Source organism: Actinomyces radicidentis (assembly GCF_001553565.1).
Taxonomy (GTDB): Bacteria; Actinomycetota; Actinomycetes; order Actinomycetales; family Actinomycetaceae; genus Actinomyces; species Actinomyces radicidentis.
Map to the genome: position 1 here is coordinate 513,430 of NZ_CP014228.1, position 16,783 is coordinate 530,212.

Here is a 16,783-nt window from a genome sequence, read left to right on the forward strand (position 1 = left end):
TGCGCATCACATGCTCTGGCGGCATCCGCGGTCCCTTCCGCTCCGAACCCCTCGGTGACAGGCCCCGACCCGCGGGGCGTCTCCAGAGAGGAACCCACCATGCGCCGCCAGACCACCGCCCTCGTCACCGCCCTCGCCCTCAGCGCCGGCCTCGGCCTCGCCGCCTGCGGGAACGAGGACGCCGGCGACACGATGACCCCGAAGGACACGATGAGCGCCTCGCCCGCCATGACCGACGACTCGATGAAGGACGACTCGATGTCCGCCTCCCCGAGCGCCGACGCCATGATGAGCGACGACTCGACGGCGATGTCGGACGACTCGATGAGCGACGGCTCCATGAAGGACGGCTCGTCCTCGGACCCGTCCTCGATGAGCACCGACTCCATGAACGACGGCAAGTGAGCCGATCGGGGCGGCGCGTCCGGCGACGTCGTCGTGCGCGCCGCCCCGGGCAGCCCCTCCCGTGACATTTCCGGGGGAGCTCCGGCGACGAAAGTCGTTCCGGCCCGGAACCGCGGGCGTTTCGTCCCACCGACTATCCGGTGTTTGTCACGGTCATCGGACGTTCACCTCGAGACGGTTTCGTGACAGAGTCCTGTCCGACCACGAGGACGTGCCCTCCCCGTGGGCGCCTCCTCCCCATCCCGAGCGGCACCGCCGCTCCCCCGTTGGAGGCACCCATGCCCGCCTGGATCCTCAGGATCACCGGCCCGCTGACCGACAGCCCGCGCCGTCGTCTCGGCGTCGCCGCGATCGTCGGCCTCATCGCCGGCACCTTCTCCGCCATCGTCAAGTTCGGCTGGGAGGTCCCCTTCCCGCCCCGCACCCCCGAGCGCCAGCTGACGAACCCGCCGCAGGCCATGCTCGAGTGGTTCGGCATGAGCCACGACATGTCGCACGCGACCGTGAGCTTCAGCCACACGGACCTGCCGATCATGTCCTTCATCGTGCACTTCTCGTTCGCCATCGTCTTCGGCATCGCCTACTGCGTGCTCGCCGAGTACTTCCCGCGCGTCAAGCTGTGGCAGGGCGCCGCCTTCGGTGTCGCCGTCTGGATCGGCGCGCACATCATCGTCATGCCGCTGCTCCACTGGGCCCCGAACCCCTTCCCGTGGGCCGACGTCGCCCGCACCGGCATCAACCAGTACGGTCCGCAGAGCTGGTCCGAGCACTTCTCCGAGTGCTTCGGCCACATCGTGTGGATGTGGTCCATCGAGATCGTCCGCCGCGACCTGCGCAACCGCATCACGCACGAGCCCGACGCCGAGGTCGCCCTCGCCGCCACCCGCTGATCCCGGCGCCGACGCCGCAGCACGCAGGACGCCCGCCGCTCCCCTGAGGAGCGGCGGGCGTCCTCGCGTCTCCCCGCCGCAGCTCCGTCCGCGAGATCGGGACACGTGAACCGCGAGATCGGGACATCCCTCCGACCGTCCCCTCAGGCCGGGTCGCTCGCACCTGGTGGCCGACGCCCAGCCGGGACCCATGGGTGACGATGTCCCGGTCTCGACGTCAGGATGTCCCGATCTCGGCGACGGGCAGCGCGGTCAGGCGGCGGTGACGGTAACGAGCGCGACGGCGACGACGACGCCGTAGACGAGCTCGAAGAGGCCGGCGTCGCGCAGGGCCGGGATGAGCGCGCGCCCCTTGGCGCCCGCCGTGACGGTGCGGGTCACCTTGTGCGCCATCCACGTGAGGACCGCGAGCACGATAAGGAGCTGGATCCCGCCGCCGAGGGCGGTCCCGTCGCCCTCGCGGGAGTCCACGGCACGCGCCCAGCCGAGGGAGACGACGGCGAGGAGCACCGGCAGGCGGATCATCGCGACGAAGGAGGTCCGAGCGCCGTCGTCGCCGAGGCGCACCGCGAGGGTCCGCTTGCCGTGCGCCGGGTCCGTCTCGATGTCGCGCAGGTTGTTCACCATGAGCAGCGAGCAGGCGATGAGGCCGATGCCGCAGGCCGCCGCCCAGAGCCACCCGGGGACCGTGCCGGTCTGGACGTAGGTCGTGCCCGTGGTCGCCATGAGGCCGAAGAAGACGAGGACGAACACCTCCCCCAGGCCCGCGTAGCCGTAGGGGTGGGAGCCGCCCGTGTAGTACCAGGCGGCGGCGATGGCAGCGGCTCCCAGGAGCAGCATCCACCACTGCCCGGACAGGGCCAGGAGGACGAGGCCGAGCAGACCGCCGATGCCGAAACAGCCGAAGGCGGCGAGCTTGACGGCGCGCGGGGAGACATCGCCGGAGGCGGTCAGGCGCGGCGGGCCGGTGCGGTCGTCGTCGGTGCCGCGCACGCCGTCGGAGTAGTCGTTGGCGAGGTTGCAGCCGATCTGCAGGGCGAGGGCGACGCCGGCGGCGAGGAGCGTGCGCACGAGGGAGAAGCCGCCGAGCGCGGCGGCGGCTCCGCCCCCGAGGATGACGGGGGCGACGGCGGCGGGCAGGGTGCGCAGCCGGACGACCTCCGCCCAGCTCGTGGCGCGGGGCTCGCGCGGCCTCGGGGTGCCCGGGGCGTCGGGAGCGGCTGAGGTGCTCATGGGGTCCTTCCTGCGGGGTGCCGGCGACCCGTGAGCCTACCGCTCACCCTGCCAGGCCCCGGGATCGAGGGACAGGCCCCCGGATCGAGCTCGGGGACGGTGGTCCGAGGCCGTCTCACTCGATCCCGGCACATCGGGCCGCAGCGGGCGGCGCGCTTCAGTCCCCTGCCAGCAGGGCGGCGACGGCGCGGCGGTCGACCTTCCCGGGGCCGCGCGTCGGGAGGGCGTTCAGGACGAGGACCTCCTTGGGGGCGTGGGCGCCGTCGAGCACGTCGCGCACGGCCTCGCGGACGGCCTCCGCGTCGAGCGCCCTGCCGGTCTCGGGGACGACGGCGGCGACGACGCGTCTCCCCCAGCGGGCGTCCGGCAGTCCGACGACGCAGGCCTCACCGACGCCGTCGAGCCGGGTGAGGGCCTCCTCGACGGCGCGCGGCTCGACCTTGATCCCGCCGGTGACGATGACGTCGTCGAGCCGGCCGAGCACCTCGAGGCGGGTCACGCCGTCGTCCCCGGTGAGGAGGCGGCCGCGGTCGGCCGTGAGGACCTCTCGGCGGTGGCCGGTACCGGTGCCGGGCGCTGGGACCGTCTCCCGGAAGGTGGTCGCGCCGCCGCCGGCGAGGTAGCCCTCGGCGAGGACCGGACCGGCGAGGACCACGCGGCCGACGCCCTCGCCGTCGGGCTCCTCGATGCTCACGCCGACGCCGTCGAGCGGCAGGCCGTCGTAGACGCAGCCGCCGCCGGTCTCGCTCATGCCGTAGGTGGTGAGGAAGCGGACCCCCGCGGCGCGTGCGCGCGCCAGGAGGCCGGGGTCCGCGGCGGCCCCTCCGAGGAGGACCCCGTCGGCGTCGGCGAGCGCTTCGGCGGCGTCGGCGTCGTCGAGGACGCGCAGGAGCTGGGTGGGGACGAGGGAGGCGTACACCCGCCCGTCGGGCGCCGAGCCCGCCTGCTCGCGGGCGGCCCGCAGCCCCCCGACGAGGGCGGCGGTCCGGAAGCCGTCGGAGGTGTCGACGACCACGGGGCGGGTACCGGCCAGGACGGAGCGGACGAGGACCTGGAGCCCGGCGACATGGTGCGCGGGCAGGGCGAGGACCCAGGTCCCCGTCCCCCCGAGGCGCGCGTGGGTGGCGCGGGCCGAGGCCGCGAGCGCGGCGGCGCTCATGGCGACGAGGGACCCCGTGCCGGTGGTCGACCCGGAGGTCCTCAGGACGAGGTCGGCGGCCTCGGGGACGGCGTCGACGCGCGCGCGGAGGTCGGCCTCGACCTCGCCGGGGTCCTCGGCGGGACCGACCGGGACGAGGAGGGGGCGGGGTCCGGCGGGGACGGCGGCCACCTGCTCGGGGCCGAGCGCCTCGAGGAGTCCCCTGGAGGCGAGGACGGAGGTGAGCGCGCTCGTGAGGAGGCCGACGTCGTCGGGCCGGGTGCCGCCGACGCACAGGTCGAGGGTGCGTTCGGCGAGCGGGGCGGTGGGCTGCTGGGACGGCGTCGGGCCGGCCACGCTCATGGGCGCCGTCGGCGTCGGCGCCCCGGCCGGTTCCGGGGTCCGCGCCTCCGCGTCCACCGCGTCCTGCGCTGATCCCTGCTCCGTGCCCGTCACGGTCCCAGGGTCGCACAGGTCACCGCGGACCGGGGTAGCCGGGCGGCGCGGGCACGCCCGTAGGATGCGGCCATGCGCGTCGCACTCACGGTCCTGGTCCTCGCCCTGACCATCTACGCCCTCCTCGACTGCGCGCGCACGCCCGACGAGTCGATGCCGGCACGGATGCCCAAGCTCCTCTGGGTCGTCATCATCGTCATGGTGACCGGCGTGGGCCCGATCGCCTGGATCATCGTCAGCCGCGTCAAGGCGGCGGAGGAGCGCGGCGGCGCCGTCGAGCCGACGGTCTGGTCGTCCCGGGAGGGCACGAGCTTCCACCGGCCCGAGCGGGCGCGCCCGGTCGCCCCCGACGACGACCCCGACTTCCTGCGGGGCCTCGAGGAGGACATCCGGCGTCAGCGCCGCGAGCAGGACGGCGGTCGCGGCGGCGAGGGAGCCTCCGACGACGACGACGACGGCGACGGCGACGGCGGAGCCGACGACGTGGACGGCGACGCCCCGCAGGCGCCGAGCGCCTGAGGCCGTCCCGCCGTCACCGTCCCGGGTGCGGGGCCGCGGCGGCTCAGCGCTCGGGCCTCAGCGCAGCGCGGTCCGGGACCAGCGGGGCCAGCGGCTCGTGTCGACGTCGTAGCCGTGCGCGGCGGCGTGCACGAACCAGTCGGCCGGCAGCCAGGTGCGCCCGAGGATCTGCGGGTGGTCCGGCATGTAGCGGGCCGCCCAGAGCACGAGGATGAGCTCGGCCCACTGCCCGCGGAGCTTCCAGCGGGCGGAGCCGTTCGCGTTCGAGGCGGCCATGACCGCCTCGCCCGGGGCGGTGAGCTGGACCTCCTGGACGTCGGCGTAGGCGATCGGGAGGATCCCCTCCCCCGTCCCCAGGTAGATGGCGTGGGTGGAGACGGTGAGGCGGGCCCGGGCCACGGAGCGCCAGCGCTCGACGGCGTCGGCCTCGGCCGCCTTCCTGCGGCGCGAGTTCATGTAGGCCTGGCCGCCGAAGAAGGCGGCGGTCAGGGCAAGGCCCACGGGCCCGCCGGCGAGGAAGAAGCCGCGCGAGGGGTTGTAGGTGGCGTCGCCGCGCCCGTAGATGAGCATCTCGGCGTCGCAGGTGGCGAGCATGACCTCGTCGGCGGCGAAGGCTCGGCGCACCGGGTCGACCACCGGCGAGACCGGGTTGGGCCGGTGCCCGTTCGCCAGGGCGGTGAGGACCCCGGCGGTGTTCCACCAGACGAAGTCCTGGCCGGTCCAGGGGCGCTGGGGCGCCGGGCGCGCGGCTCCGGCGTCGTGCCCTGCGGGGACGGGGACGAGGCCCCCGCCGACGGACTCGCTCACGCCCGGTTCCCCGCGACGGAGCCGTCCCCGATCTTCTCAGCAGCGGCGGAGGTTCCCGGGACCATGTCCTCGGCGGAGCGCAGGAGGTCCCCGGCGGGCTCCCAGTAGGCCAGGCCGACGAGGGTGCGGCCGTCGAAGGTGAGGGAGGTCAGTGACGCCAGGGAGCACTGGCGACGGCGCGGGTCGTGGAGGTAGGAGCGGCCCTCGAGCCACAGGCGCGTGGTCCACACGGGCAGCTGGTGGGAGACGAGGAGCGCCTCGCGGCCCTCGACCTGGCCGATGGCGTCGCGGATCGCGCCGCTCATGCGCTCGACGATCTCCGTGTAGGGCTCGCCCCAGCTGGGCCGGGCCGGGTTGAGGTAGTAGCGCCAGTGCTCGGGGTGGGCGAGGACCCAGCGGTTGCGGTTGACCGCGACGCCCTCGAAGTGGTTGCCGGCCTCGATGAGGCGGGGGTCGGTCGTGGCGGTGAGGCCGTAGGCGGCAGCCGTGGGGGCACCGGTCTCCCGGGCGCGCTCGAGCGGGGAGGTGATGACGGCGGCGATGTCGTGGTCCGAGGCGGTGAGAACGTCGGCCACCTGGGCGGCCATGCGGTGCCCGAGTCCGGAGAGGTGGTACCCGCTCATGCGGCCGTAGAGCACGCCCTCGGGGTTGTGGACCTCGCCGTGCCTCATGAGGTGAATCGTGGTTCGCGCCATGGACGGGATTCTCGCACGGCCGCACTTCGACCATTCACCGACGCGGGGGACCTGGGTCCCGTATCGTGTGATCCATGACCACTCGCAGCGCATGGGGTCTCGGTCTGGCGACCGTGACCGACGACGGAAACACCCTCGACGTCTGGTACCCGAAGCCGCGCCTCGGCGACGAGCCCGAGGACGGGGACGCGGCCCTCCTGGAGCAGCTCTCCGCGATGGAGACGCGCGACGAGGCGCGCAAGGTGCACACGACGGTCGTGCGCACCTGGGCGGACCTCGACGACGCCCCGCAGACCGTGGCCGGTGCCTACCTGCGCCTCCACGTCCTCTCGCACCGGCTCGCCAAGCCGAACACCGTCAACCTCGACGGCATCTTCTCCCGCCTGCCCAACGTCGTGTGGACCTCGATGGGCCCCTGCTCACCGGAGGGCTTCGAGGAGACCCGCGCCCTCCTGCGCGTCAAGGCCGGCCACCCGATCCGCGTCAACTCCGTCGACAAGTTCCCGCGCATGGCCGACTACGTCATGCCGTCGGGCGTGCGCATCGGCAACGCCGCGAACGTCCGCCTGGGCGCCTACCTGTCCGAGGGCACGACGGTCATGCACGCCGGCTTCGTCAACTACAACGCCGGCACGCTCGGCCGCTCCATGATCGAGGGCCGCGTCTCCCAGGGCGTCGTCATCGGCGACGGCTCCGACGTCGGCGGCGGCGCCTCGACGATGGGCATGCTCTCCGGCGGTGGCCGTCAGCGCGTGGCTCTCGGCGAGCGCTGCCTCCTCGGCGCGAACTCCGGCCTGGGCATCCCGCTCGGCGACGACTGCGTCGTCGAGGCGGGCCTCTACCTCACCGCCGGCACGAAGGTCTCCCTCATGCCGTCGGGCGGGGTCGTCCCCGGCAAGCACGGGCTCTTCGCCGAGCCGCGCGTCATCTCCGCGCGCGAGCTCGCCGGAGCCTCCAACGTCCTGTTCCGCCGCAACTCGCAGTCGGGCGCCGTCGAGGCCCTGGCCCGCGGCGGCAAGGGCATCGAGCTCAACTCGGAGCTGCACGGCAACCAGTGACCTCCTAGCCCGGGGCCCTGCAGGTCGACCCCTCGCCCTTCCCGCACCAACCCCCACCAACCCCCACCAACCCCCACCAACCCATGGTCGACCGTCAATGCACCCGTCGACCGTCTGATTCCCGGGATTCAGGCGGTCGACGGGTGCATTGACGGTCGACCAGTGCGCAGGCGGTCGGGAGAGGGCGAGGGGAGGAGCTCTCCCGGGCCTTTCGTCATGGTTCCGGGGTCCGACGGCGCAGGAGCGGCTTCCAGCGGATCCGTCGGGCCCCGCTGAGCCTCCCACGGCGATATGACGCGCATTACAGTGGAGAGACGCTGTCGAGCCGCGATCGGAGCGCCATGACCCACCTGCGCCCCTCACCCCAGCCGCCCCTCACGGGCGACGCCCCGGAGCCGCGGAGGCTCCGCCGTCGGCCCCCGTGGGCCCGTACGCCCGTCCTCAAGACGACGGCAGCGCTCACCGGCCTCGTCATGGCCGCCTTCGTCCTCATCCACATGATCGGCAACCTCAAGGCGTACCAGGGGCCGGCCGCCTACGACGCCTACGCCGCGTGGCTGCGCGGCATCGGCTACCCGCTCCTCCCCCACGAGGGGCTCCTGTGGGCGCTGCGGATCGTCCTGGGCGCCTGCCTCGTTCTCCACGTCGCGGCGACACTGACCATCCGCGCCCGAGGACGCGCGGCCCGCGGCCCGGAGCTGCGCCGCGGGCTCGCCAGGCGCGGTCTCGCCGCCCGGTCGATGACCGTCACCGGGCTGCTGGTGCTCGTCTTCATCGCCGTCCACCTCCTCGACCTCACCATCGGTCGGCTCGTCGCCCCCTCGGGCTTCCTCGGGCTGACGAGCGGGGCGGACGGCGCTGTCACCGCCCACGCCTACGCCAACCTCGTCGCCAGCCTCAGCCGGCCGCCCATGGCCGGCTTCTACCTCCTCGTCATGGCCGTCCTCGGCGTCCACCTCGCCCACGGGCTGTGGACGGCCGTGGCCGACCTCGGGGTGACCGGGGCGCGCACGCGCCGCCTCCTCGGAGCCCTGGCCGCGCTCGTCGCCGCGGCGGTGGCCATCGGCGACGGGATCCTCGCCGTCCTCGTTCTCGCAGGAGCCGTCTCATGAGCACGACCACCGGCCCCTCCGGCCCTTCGCAGCGCACCACCGCCGAGCCGACGGCGCCCGTCGACGGCCTCTACGGCGTCGGCCCGGACCTCGACGCCCACCTGCCCGACTGCCCGCCCGAGCGGGCGTGGGAGCAGCGGTGCTCCGAGTACCGGCTCGTCAGCCCCGCCAACCGGCGCCGCCTGTCCGTCATCGTCGTCGGCACGGGACTGGCCGGCGCCGGGGCCGCCGCGAGCCTGGGCCGTCTCGGCTACCGGGTCGAGTGCCTCACCCTGCACGACTCCGCCCGGCGAGCCCACTCGGTCGCTGCGCAGGGCGGCATCAACGCCGCGCGCGCCCGCAAGGTCGACGGCGACAGCCTCGCCCGCTTCGTCAAGGACACCGTCAAGGGCGGGGACTACCGCGGGCGGGAGGCCGACGTCGTCCGGCTCGGCGAGGAGTCCGTCCGGGTCATCGACCACATGGAGGCCATCGGCGCACCCTTCGCCCGCGAGTACGGCGGCCGGCTCGCCACCCGCTCCTTCGGCGGCGTCCAGGTCTCCAGGACCTACTACACCCGCGGGCAGACCGGCCAGCAGCTCGAGATCGCCTGCGCCCAGGCGCTCCAGGAGCAGGTCGAGCGCGGCACGGTGCACCTGCGCACGCGCACGGAGATGCTCGACCTCATCGTCGCCGACGGCCGCGCCCAGGGCGTCGTGACCCGCGACCTGCTCACCGGGGAGATCCGGGCGCTCACGGCCCACGCCGTCGTCCTCGCCACCGGCGGCTACGGCAGCGTCTACCACTACTCGACCCTCGCCATGGCCTCCAACGCGACGGCGACCTGGCGGGCGCACCGGCGCGGCGCGGCCTTCGCGAGCCCCTGCTACGTCCAGTTCCACCCGACGGCCCTGCCCGTGAGCTCCCACTGGCAGTCGAAGACGACGCTCATGAGCGAGTCCCTGCGCAACGACGGGCGCATCTGGGTACCGGTGGCGCCGGGCGACCCGCGTCCGGCGGGCGACATCCCCGAGGCGGAGCGCGACTACTACCTCGAGCGGAAGTACCCGGCCTTCGGCAACCTCACGCCGCGCGACGTCGCCTCCCGCAACGCCCGCGAGCAGATCGAGGCGGGCCGCGGCGTCGGGCCGCTGCGCAACTCCGTCTACCTCGACTTCCGCGACGCCATCGCGCGCCTAGGGCGGGAGGTCATCGCCTCGCGCTACGGGAACCTCTTCTCGATGTACCTCGACGCCACCGGCGAGGACCCCTACGAGGTGCCGATGCGCATCGCGCCGGGCGCCCACTTCACCATGGGCGGGCTTTGGGTCGACTTCGACCAGATGTCGACCGTGCCGGGACTTTTCGTGGGCGGAGAGGCCTCGAACAACTACCACGGGGCGAACCGGCTCGGCGCGAACTCGCTGCTGAGCGCGAGCGTCGACGGGTGGTTCACGCTGCCGCTCAGCGTCCCGTCCTACCTCGCCGGGCTCGTCGGCTCCGAGCCGCTGGGCGAGGACGCCCCAGAGGCCATCGAGGCGGTGGAGGCGACGCGACGGCGCGTGGCAGCGCTGCTCGCCGTCGACGGCGCCCACCGCCCCGTCTGGTTCCACCGCAGGCTCGGCGAGGTGCTCTACGCCGGCTGCGGGGTGAGCCGCAGCCGCGAGGGACTCCTCCCGGCCCTGGAGGAGGTGCGGGCGCTGCGCGAGGAGTTCTGGCGGGACGTCCGCGTGGTCGGCAGCGGCGAGCGCCTCAACCAGGAGCTCGAGCGGGCCCTGCGGGTCGCGGACTTCCTCGAGCTCGCCGAGGTCATGGTCCTCGACGCCCTCGACCGTCGCGAGTCCGCCGGCGCCCACTTCCGTGAGGAGCACGCCACCGCCGAGGGCGAGGCCCAGCGCGACGACGAGCACTGGTGCTCGGTCACGGCCTGGGAGACCACGCCCGACGGCTGGCACGTGAGGCGCAGCGAGCCGCTCGCCTACTCCCTGGTCCCCATGCAGGTGAGGAGCTACCGATGAGGGTCGACCTCGAGATCTGGCGTCAGGACGGGCCGCGGGCGCAGGGGCGCTTCGTCGAGTACGTCGTGGAGGACGCCGAGCCGGAGATGAGCCTGCTGGAGCTCCTCGACCGCCTCAACGACCTCATCGTGAGCGAGGGTGGCGATCCGGTGGCCTTCGAGTCGGACTGCCGCGAGGGGGTCTGTGGGGCCTGCGGCTTCCTCGTCAACGGCCGGCCGCACGGGCCCGTGGACCGCACCCCGGCGTGCCGGCAGCACCTGCGCGCCTTCCCCGGGGTGACGCGCTTCCGCCTCGAGCCGCTGCGCTCGGCGGCCTTCCCGGTCATCCGGGACCTTGTCGTGGACCGCTCGAGCCTGGATGCGCTCATCCGGGCGGGTGGAACCGTGGACGTCGCGGCCGGGACCGCGCCCGACGCCGACTCGGTCCTCCAGCCGCACGCCCGGGCCGAGCTCGCGCTCGACTTCGCGGCCTGCATCGGGTGCGGGGCGTGCGTCGCGGCCTGCCCGAACGGGTCGGCGGCGCTCTTCGCGGGAGCGAAGGAGGCGCACCTTGCGCTCATCCCGCAGGCTGCGGCCGAGCGCTCACGTCGCGCGCGGCGGATGAGCGCCGCCCTCGACGAGCTCTTCGGGCCGTGCTCGCTGTACGGCGAGTGCGTCCTCACATGCCCGGCTGGGATCGCGATCGAGGCGATCAGCGTCCTCAACCGGGAGGTCCACCGCGCGGCCTGGCGGGGTTGGGGCCGGGACGACTGAGGAGACCAGCCCCTCTCCAACCCCAACCCCCAACCCGTGGTCGACGGCGCAGTGTGGTCGGACGGCCAGCCCCCGCCCGCCCCAACCCGTGGTCGACCGTCTATGCACCCGTCGACCGTCTGAATCCCCGGATCTAGACGGTCGACGGGTGCATAGACGGTCGACCAGCGCGGAAGGCGGAAGCCCGCGAGAGCCTCAGACGCGGGTGACGCGGTCCAGGCTCGGGACGCCGACGCGGGTGCCCGGGTAGGCCTGGCCCTTCTTCTCCCGACGGTGCATGGCGACGTAGTGGCGCTCGGTCTCGCCGGTGTAGACCTGGCGCGGGCGGCCGATGCGCTTGGCCGGGTCGGTGATCATCTCGCGGTACTGGGCGATCCAGCCGGGCAGGCGGCCGATCGCGAAGAGCGGGGTGAACATCTTCGTCGGGAAGCCCATGGCCTGGTAGATGAGGCCCGTGTAGAAGTCGACGTTCGGGTAGAGCTTGCGGGAGACGAAGTAGTCGTCGTGGAGGGCGACCTCCTCGAGCTGCATCGCGATCTCGAGCTTGCGGTCGCCGTCGTCGGAGCCGAGCCGGGTGAGGACGTCGTGCGCGGTCTCCTTCACGAGGGCGGCGCGCGGGTCGTAGTTCTTGTAGACGCGGTGGCCGAAGCCCATGAGCTTGACCCCGTCCTCCTTGTCCTTGACCTTGCGGACGAACTCCTCGGTGCTCATGCCCTCGGTCTGGATGCGGTCGAGCATGCGCAGGACGGCCTCGTTGGCGCCGCCGTGGAGCGGACCGGACAGGGCGCCGACGCCGGCGGCGACGGAGGCGTACATGTTCGCGTCCGAGGAGCCGACGAGGCGGACGGTGGAGGTGGAGCAGTTCTGCTCGTGGTCCGCGTGGAGGATGAAGAGCATGTCCAGGGCCTTCACGACCGCGGGGTCGATCTCGTAGGACTGGTAGGGCATGCCGAAGGTCATGTGGAGGAAGTCGTCGACGTAGCCGCGCTTCGGGTCCGGGTAGAGCAGGGGCAGGCCGACGGCGCGGCGGGCGATGTAGGAGACCATCGTCGGCATCTTGCTCAGGAGCAGGACGGTGGCGAGCTCGCGCTCGTAGGGGTCGTGCGGGTCGAGGGTCTCCTCGTAGTAGGTGGCCAGGCCCGAGATCCCCGCCTGGAGGATGGCCATGGGATGGCCCGAGGAGGGGAAGGAGGTGAAGAAGGAGCGGAAGTCCTCGTGGAGGAGGCGGTGCCGCGCGATGCGGCGCTCGAAGCGCTCGAAGGTCTCCTGGTCCGGCAGCTCGCCGTTGATGAGGAGGTAGGCGACCTCGAGGAAGGAGGAGGACTTGGCGAGCTCGGCGATGGGGTAGCCGCGGTAGCGGAGGATGCCGGCGCCGCCGTCGATGTAGGTGATGTCCGAGGTGCACGAGGCGGTGTTGGTGAAGCCCGGGTCGAGGGTGACCAGCCCGGTGGTGCCCAGCAGCTTGCCGATGCCGAGGCCGTCGGAGCCCTCCGAGGCGGTGGAGCGGGGGAGCTCGAGCGTCGTGCCCTCGACGGTGAGGGTCGCGGGGCCGCCCTGCTCAGGGGCCTGGGGCTCGGTGGACGAGTCGCTCGCGTTGGTCATGGTGCCTCCTTGCGGCTGACGACGGAGGACGCAGCAGCCCCGTCGCGGCGCTCTCCGACGAGCGCAGAGCCGCGACCGGGGCCAAGGTCCTGTTCCGTGGACCACTGTAGTGGGTGCTGGGCCACACCGGGTCCAAGTGGACTGGCCTTCGGTGACGGATCGGCGTCAGCCGTCAGCACGCACGGACGCCGGGCGGGCCCGGTGCCGCGTCGGGCACCGGCTCACCCGTCTGGACCCGTGGTCGACGGCGGGGCTCAGCCCTCGGCGACGAGGTCGGCGTACTCGGGGTGGCGCTCGATGTAGGAGGCGACGAAGGAGCAGGTCGGGACGCCCCTGCCGCCGACGCCGCGCACCGAGTCGAGCGCGCTGGAGGCGAGCGCCGAGCCGGCGCCCCGTCCCTCGAAGCGCGGGTCGACCTCGGTGTGCGGCATGGTGACGACGTCGCCGTCGACCACGTACTCGAGGAAGCCCGCGAGCTCGCCGTCGATCCTGGCCTCGTAGCGGTTGGCGTGCTTGGCGTCGGTGACCTCGACGGCGGGGTTCTCGTTGGCTGCGTTGGTCATGGGGCGTCCTTCCTCGGGCGGGGCGCCGTCCCGGTGACGGGACGACGAGTGCCCTCCGAGGGTATCGCCGCAGGTCAGGCCCGGAACAGGTCGGTGGCGCGCAGGCGCTCACAGGCGGCGGCGACGCGCTCGTCGGAGTCGGTGAGGCTGACGCGGACGCGACCCGCCCCGGCCTCGCCGTAGAAGTCGCCCGGGGCGACGACGATCCCGAGCTCGGCGAAGGCGCCGACGAGGTCGAAGGCGCTCATCGACTCCGGCCCCGAGAGCCACAGGTACAGGCCCGCGACGCTGGCGGGGTCGTTGGTGAGGCCGGCGGCGGCGGTCGCCTCGACGAGCTGCTCGCGGCGGGCCCGGTAGCGCTCCTTCTGTGCGGCGACGTGCGCCTCGTCGCTGAGCGCGGCCACCATGGCGGCCTGGACGGGGGCCGGCACGAGCAGCCCGGAGTGCTTGCGGACCTCGGTGATGGCGCCGACGAGCTCGGGGTCGCCAGCCAGCATGGCGGCGCGGTAGCCGGCGAGGTTGGACTGCTTGGACAGCGAGTAGAGGACCAGGAGGCCGGAGCGGTCGGGCTCGCCGTCGGGGCCGGCGCCGCCGACGCGGGCGTCGAGGAGGCTCGGGACGCCGTCGGCGGCCGCTCCCTCCCAGCCGAGCTCGGCGTAGCACTCGTCCGAGATGACGACGGCGCCGCGCTCGCGCGCCCAGGAGACGACGCGGGCGAACTGCTCGACGGACAGGACGCGCCCGTCGGGGTTGCCGGGGCTGTTGACCCAGACGATGGCCACCTCGCCGCCCGGCAACTCCCAGGTGGCAGGGTCGGCGTCGGTGTCGACGGGCACGGGGGTAGCGCCGGAGATCCGGGCGCCGACGTCGTAGGTGGGATAGGCGGCCCGCGGGTGGAGGACGAGGTCGCCGGGGCGGGCGCCGAGCTGGAGGGGCAGGAGGGCGACGGTCTCCTTGGAGCCGATCGTCGGGATGACGCAGGCGTCGGTGAGGCCGGTGACGCCGCGGCGGCGCGCGAACCACCCGATGATGACGGCCCGCACGGCCGCGGTGCCGACCGTGGCCGGGTAGCCCGGGGCGTTGGAGGCCGCGGCAAGGGCCTCACGGGCGAGCGCGGGGGTGTCGTCCACGGGGGCGCCCACGGCGAGGTCGACGACGCCGTCCGGGTGCTCGGCGGCGCGTGCCCGGTAGGGGGCCAGCGAGTCCCAGGGGAAGTCGGGCAGCGCGAGGCGGCGCGGCAGGACGGTGCGGGAGCGGGGGCTCGTCTGCGTGGTCACGGGCTGATTGTGCCCCGGGACGCGGCGACGGCGCCGAGCCGTCCAGCGGGCGGCTGTCATCGGCACCATCGCAAGCATCCAACAAGCACTTGCCCGTTACCTTGTTGGTGGTTGCCGGCGAGGGATGCCGGTGGCCGGGCCAGCGGTGGTCGGCATGATGTCTTGCCCCTGTCTTGAATGATCCGGGGGGTGTTGTCACCGGCCGCCGCAGGGCTGCTGGTTCACCGCTGATCAGGGGAACGGACCGAGACTCGAGTCCTTTCGTAACGTGGGTGCGGGACCAGCCGCTCGAGGCTGGCCCCGTGTCCTGCGAGACGAAGGAGCACCGCGATGCGCACCGACGAGATCGATGTGTTCATCGGGACCGGTCGTGGGCAAGTCCGACCACTGGGCCACCGCCCTGAACAGGGACGGCAAGCGCCTGTTCGACAAGGCCCTGCCCAACGACGAGGCCCGCCTACGCGACCTCTACAAGCGGCTCGGGGAGCACGGCCGGGTGCTGGTGGTCGTGGACCAGGTGCGCCACCATCGGCGCCCTGGCCGTCGCCGTCGCCCAGGACATGGGCATCGCCGTGGGCTACCTGCCCGGCCTGTCCATGAGACGCATCGCGGACCTGACGCCCGGCAACGCCAAGACCGACGCCAGAGACGCCGCCGTCATCGCCGAGGCCGCACGCACCATGCCCCACACCCTGCGAGCCCTGGACGCATCTGATGAGGAGGCGGCGGCCCTGTCGATGCTCACCGGCTCCAGGCCTCGACCTGGCCCGCCAGGTCAACCAGACCACGGGCCGCATCCGGGGCCCGTGTGCACCCAGACCTCGCCCCGCCCTGGAGAAGATCCTGGGCCCATGGCTCGAGCACGACGCCGTCCTTGAGGTCATCGTCTCCTGGCCCACCCCCGCCGCACTGCGCAAGGCCGGGCGGGCGCGCGTGGACGCCAAGCTCAAGGCCCACGGCGCCCGCCGCCACGCCACCTGGGCTGGCGCCATCATCGACGCCCTGACGGCCCAGTCCGTGGTGGTGGCAGGCACCGACGCCGCCGGGGTGGTCCTGCCTCACCTGGCGCGTCAGCTCATCTCCCTGCACGCCCAGAGGGCCGACGTCGCCTCCCAGGTCGAGGCCCTGGTGGAGGCCCACCCTCATGTGCCAGGTCCTGACCTCCATGCCCGGCATCGGGGTCAGGACCGCAGCCGTGCTGCGTCGCCGAGACCCTCGGACGCTCCTTCGCCTCCGGGGCGCACCTGGCCTCCTACGCAGGCCTGACCCCGGTGACGCGGCGTTCGGGGTCCTCGATCCGCGGCGAGTACACCTCCCACGCCGGCAACAAGAGACTCAAGCGAGCCATGTTCCGCTCCGCCTTCGCCTCACTGCGCTCGGACCCAGTCAGCCGCGCCTACTACGACCGCAAGATCGCCCAGGGCAAGCGCCACAACCAAGCCGTCATGGCCCTGGCCCACCGCCGCATCCTCACCCTGCATGCCATGATCCGCGACGGCGCCCTCTATGACCCCCAACCAACCCACCAGCTACCCGCCGCCGCTTGACCAACAACATAGGGGCACCCCCCTTCATCCGCGAATGCGACACTGGTCACACCCTACTCACTCCCTGAAAGGTCACGACCATGAATCGCGCACGCGTCCCAATCAAGCCCATCCTCGCCAGCTTGCTCGTATGTGCCTTCGGTATCCTCGGCCCCACTCCGTTGGCCGCAGCCGCTAGCCCCACGCAGCCCGTTGCTCGACAATCGCCAACGAGCGTCGTTCCGAACGACTCGACCATGACGGTGTACTCACCAACCGCAGGTCGTGCCGTAGCACTCACCTCGACCGGGACATATACGGCTCAGCGCTCCGCCGACGGCTCTACTGTCACGCTCACGTTCCCCGACGGGCACTCGGTCACGGTTAACGCTCTGCAAGCACCAGACCTCGAGTCCAGCGGTAACGTCCACACGTCAGACATGGCGGCGAGGCACAGCACATTTGCTTGCTCGATGGCGATCACGGTTGTTGGCTGGATCCACTCCTGGGGATGGACCGCAGCCGCAGCCCTCCTCGCCACACAGGGCGCTGCGGGCGCAGCCATCGCTGCGTACGTCTGGGCATACGGCGTCGACACGTTCTTCGTGTGGGTCGGCACACATTGTTGACATGAAAGTGCAACCAGGCGATGGAGGAATCAGAACCGAGGAGACGAGGATGCCCTCGACGCGCGGCACACACTCAGTCCGGTTAGTGGAATACATCTCGACAGGGAGCATCATTCTCGGTGTC

The 16,783-nt window shown here is 72.8% G+C and carries 14 protein-coding genes and 1 pseudogene; 8 read left to right on the forward strand and 7 right to left on the reverse strand.

The window, feature by feature from the left end:
• Window positions 1-99: 99 nt before the first annotated feature.
• Window positions 100-405 (forward strand): hypothetical protein, encoded by a 306-nt coding sequence (locus AXF14_RS02185; protein WP_067940346.1) that lies wholly within the window; start codon window positions 100-102, stop codon window positions 403-405.
• Window positions 406-683: 278 nt separating this feature from the next.
• Complete coding sequence (locus AXF14_RS02190; protein WP_067940348.1) at window positions 684-1,295, forward strand: YagU family protein; 612 nt, start codon at window positions 684-686, stop codon at window positions 1,293-1,295.
• Window positions 1,296-1,547: 252 nt separating this feature from the next.
• On the opposite strand, the gene AXF14_RS02195 is transcribed toward AXF14_RS02190, so the two are convergent.
• Both AXF14_RS02195 and AXF14_RS02200 read right to left on the reverse strand, forming a co-directional pair.
• On the reverse strand, window positions 1,548-2,528 hold the full coding sequence (locus AXF14_RS02195; RefSeq protein ID WP_067940351.1) for a 1,4-dihydroxy-2-naphthoate polyprenyltransferase: 981 nt from the start codon (window positions 2,526-2,528) through the stop codon (window positions 1,548-1,550).
• A gap of 157 nt (window positions 2,529-2,685) precedes the next feature.
• Entirely contained in the window at window positions 2,686-4,122 is a 1,437-nt protein-coding gene (locus AXF14_RS02200; protein WP_236755860.1) for an AMP-binding enzyme, read from the reverse strand.
• A 72-nt stretch (window positions 4,123-4,194) separates the two neighbouring features.
• Here AXF14_RS02200 and AXF14_RS02205 point away from each other — a divergent pair, with 72 nt between their 5' ends.
• The gene (locus AXF14_RS02205) at window positions 4,195-4,641 is read left to right on the forward strand and encodes a PLD nuclease N-terminal domain-containing protein (RefSeq protein WP_067940355.1); all 447 of its coding nucleotides are present in this window, start codon (window positions 4,195-4,197) and stop codon (window positions 4,639-4,641) included.
• 57 nt (window positions 4,642-4,698) lie between these two features.
• Here AXF14_RS02205 and AXF14_RS02210 read toward each other — a convergent pair whose 3' ends face one another.
• Together AXF14_RS02210 and AXF14_RS02215 are read right to left on the reverse strand one after the other, a co-directional pair.
• Window positions 4,699-5,448, reverse strand: coding sequence for a hypothetical protein (locus AXF14_RS02210; protein ID WP_067940359.1), 750 nt, complete (start codon window positions 5,446-5,448; stop codon window positions 4,699-4,701).
• The gene (locus AXF14_RS02215; protein WP_067940361.1) at window positions 5,445-6,143 is read right to left on the reverse strand and encodes a histidine phosphatase family protein; all 699 of its coding nucleotides are present in this window, start codon (window positions 6,141-6,143) and stop codon (window positions 5,445-5,447) included. The genes AXF14_RS02210 and AXF14_RS02215 overlap by 4 nt, the downstream gene beginning before the upstream one ends.
• A gap of 74 nt (window positions 6,144-6,217) precedes the next feature.
• Here AXF14_RS02215 and dapD point away from each other — a divergent pair, with 74 nt between their 5' ends.
• From dapD to AXF14_RS02235, 4 genes are all read left to right on the forward strand, one after another.
• Entirely contained in the window at window positions 6,218-7,201 is a 984-nt protein-coding gene (gene dapD / locus AXF14_RS02220) for a 2,3,4,5-tetrahydropyridine-2,6-dicarboxylate N-succinyltransferase (RefSeq protein ID WP_067940364.1), read from the forward strand.
• Window positions 7,202-7,542: 341 nt separating this feature from the next.
• A complete protein-coding gene (locus AXF14_RS02225) occupies window positions 7,543-8,313 on the forward strand; it encodes a succinate dehydrogenase cytochrome b subunit (protein WP_067940367.1) in 771 nt (256 codons plus the stop codon).
• On the forward strand, window positions 8,310-10,310 hold the full coding sequence (locus tag AXF14_RS02230) for a fumarate reductase/succinate dehydrogenase flavoprotein subunit (protein WP_067940370.1): 2,001 nt from the start codon (window positions 8,310-8,312) through the stop codon (window positions 10,308-10,310). The genes AXF14_RS02225 and AXF14_RS02230 overlap by 4 nt, the downstream gene beginning before the upstream one ends.
• Complete coding sequence (locus AXF14_RS02235; protein WP_067940372.1) at window positions 10,307-11,062, forward strand: succinate dehydrogenase/fumarate reductase iron-sulfur subunit; 756 nt, start codon at window positions 10,307-10,309, stop codon at window positions 11,060-11,062. The genes AXF14_RS02230 and AXF14_RS02235 overlap by 4 nt, the downstream gene beginning before the upstream one ends.
• Before the next feature lie 195 nt (window positions 11,063-11,257).
• Here the strand turns inward: AXF14_RS02235 and AXF14_RS02240 are convergent, their stop codons facing one another.
• From AXF14_RS02240 to dapC, 3 genes are all read right to left on the reverse strand, one after another.
• Window positions 11,258-12,664 (reverse strand): citrate synthase, encoded by a 1,407-nt coding sequence (locus tag AXF14_RS02240; protein ID WP_084355286.1) that lies wholly within the window; start codon window positions 12,662-12,664, stop codon window positions 11,258-11,260.
• Between the two features lie 254 nt (window positions 12,665-12,918).
• Window positions 12,919-13,227, reverse strand: coding sequence for a GNAT family N-acetyltransferase (locus AXF14_RS02245; protein ID WP_067940375.1), 309 nt, complete (start codon window positions 13,225-13,227; stop codon window positions 12,919-12,921).
• Between the two features lie 74 nt (window positions 13,228-13,301).
• A complete protein-coding gene (dapC, locus tag AXF14_RS02250) occupies window positions 13,302-14,564 on the reverse strand; it encodes a succinyldiaminopimelate transaminase (RefSeq protein ID WP_084355600.1) in 1,263 nt (420 codons plus the stop codon).
• A gap of 270 nt (window positions 14,565-14,834) precedes the next feature.
• Here dapC and AXF14_RS13050 point away from each other — a divergent pair.
• Window positions 14,835-16,051: pseudogene (locus tag AXF14_RS13050) on the forward strand (IS110 family RNA-guided transposase).
• Window positions 16,052-16,783 lie beyond the last annotated feature (732 nt).

What these genes read in the sequence shown, in the direction of transcription:
- AXF14_RS02235 (WP_067940372.1), top strand. Translation starts at nt 10,307, where the DNA reads ATGAGGGTCGACCTCGAGATCTGGCGTCAGGACGGGCCGCGGGCGCAG.
- AXF14_RS02215 (WP_067940361.1), bottom strand. Translation starts at nt 6,143, where the DNA reads ATGGCGCGAACCACGATTCACCTCATGAGGCACGGCGAGGTCCACAAC.
- AXF14_RS02245 (WP_067940375.1), bottom strand. Translation starts at nt 13,227, where the DNA reads ATGACCAACGCAGCCAACGAGAACCCCGCCGTCGAGGTCACCGACGCC.
- dapC (WP_084355600.1), bottom strand. Translation starts at nt 14,564, where the DNA reads ATGACAGCCGCCCGCTGGACGGCTCGGCGCCGTCGCCGCGTCCCGGGG.
- AXF14_RS02205 (WP_067940355.1), top strand. Translation starts at nt 4,195, where the DNA reads ATGCGCGTCGCACTCACGGTCCTGGTCCTCGCCCTGACCATCTACGCC.
- AXF14_RS02225 (WP_067940367.1), top strand. Translation starts at nt 7,543, where the DNA reads ATGACCCACCTGCGCCCCTCACCCCAGCCGCCCCTCACGGGCGACGCC.
- AXF14_RS02190 (WP_067940348.1), top strand. Translation starts at nt 684, where the DNA reads ATGCCCGCCTGGATCCTCAGGATCACCGGCCCGCTGACCGACAGCCCG.
- AXF14_RS02195 (WP_067940351.1), bottom strand. Translation starts at nt 2,528, where the DNA reads ATGAGCACCTCAGCCGCTCCCGACGCCCCGGGCACCCCGAGGCCGCGC.
- AXF14_RS02185 (WP_067940346.1), top strand. Translation starts at nt 100, where the DNA reads ATGCGCCGCCAGACCACCGCCCTCGTCACCGCCCTCGCCCTCAGCGCC.
- AXF14_RS02240 (WP_084355286.1), bottom strand. Translation starts at nt 12,664, where the DNA reads ATGACCAACGCGAGCGACTCGTCCACCGAGCCCCAGGCCCCTGAGCAG.
- dapD (WP_067940364.1), top strand. Translation starts at nt 6,218, where the DNA reads ATGACCACTCGCAGCGCATGGGGTCTCGGTCTGGCGACCGTGACCGAC.
- AXF14_RS02230 (WP_067940370.1), top strand. Translation starts at nt 8,310, where the DNA reads ATGAGCACGACCACCGGCCCCTCCGGCCCTTCGCAGCGCACCACCGCC.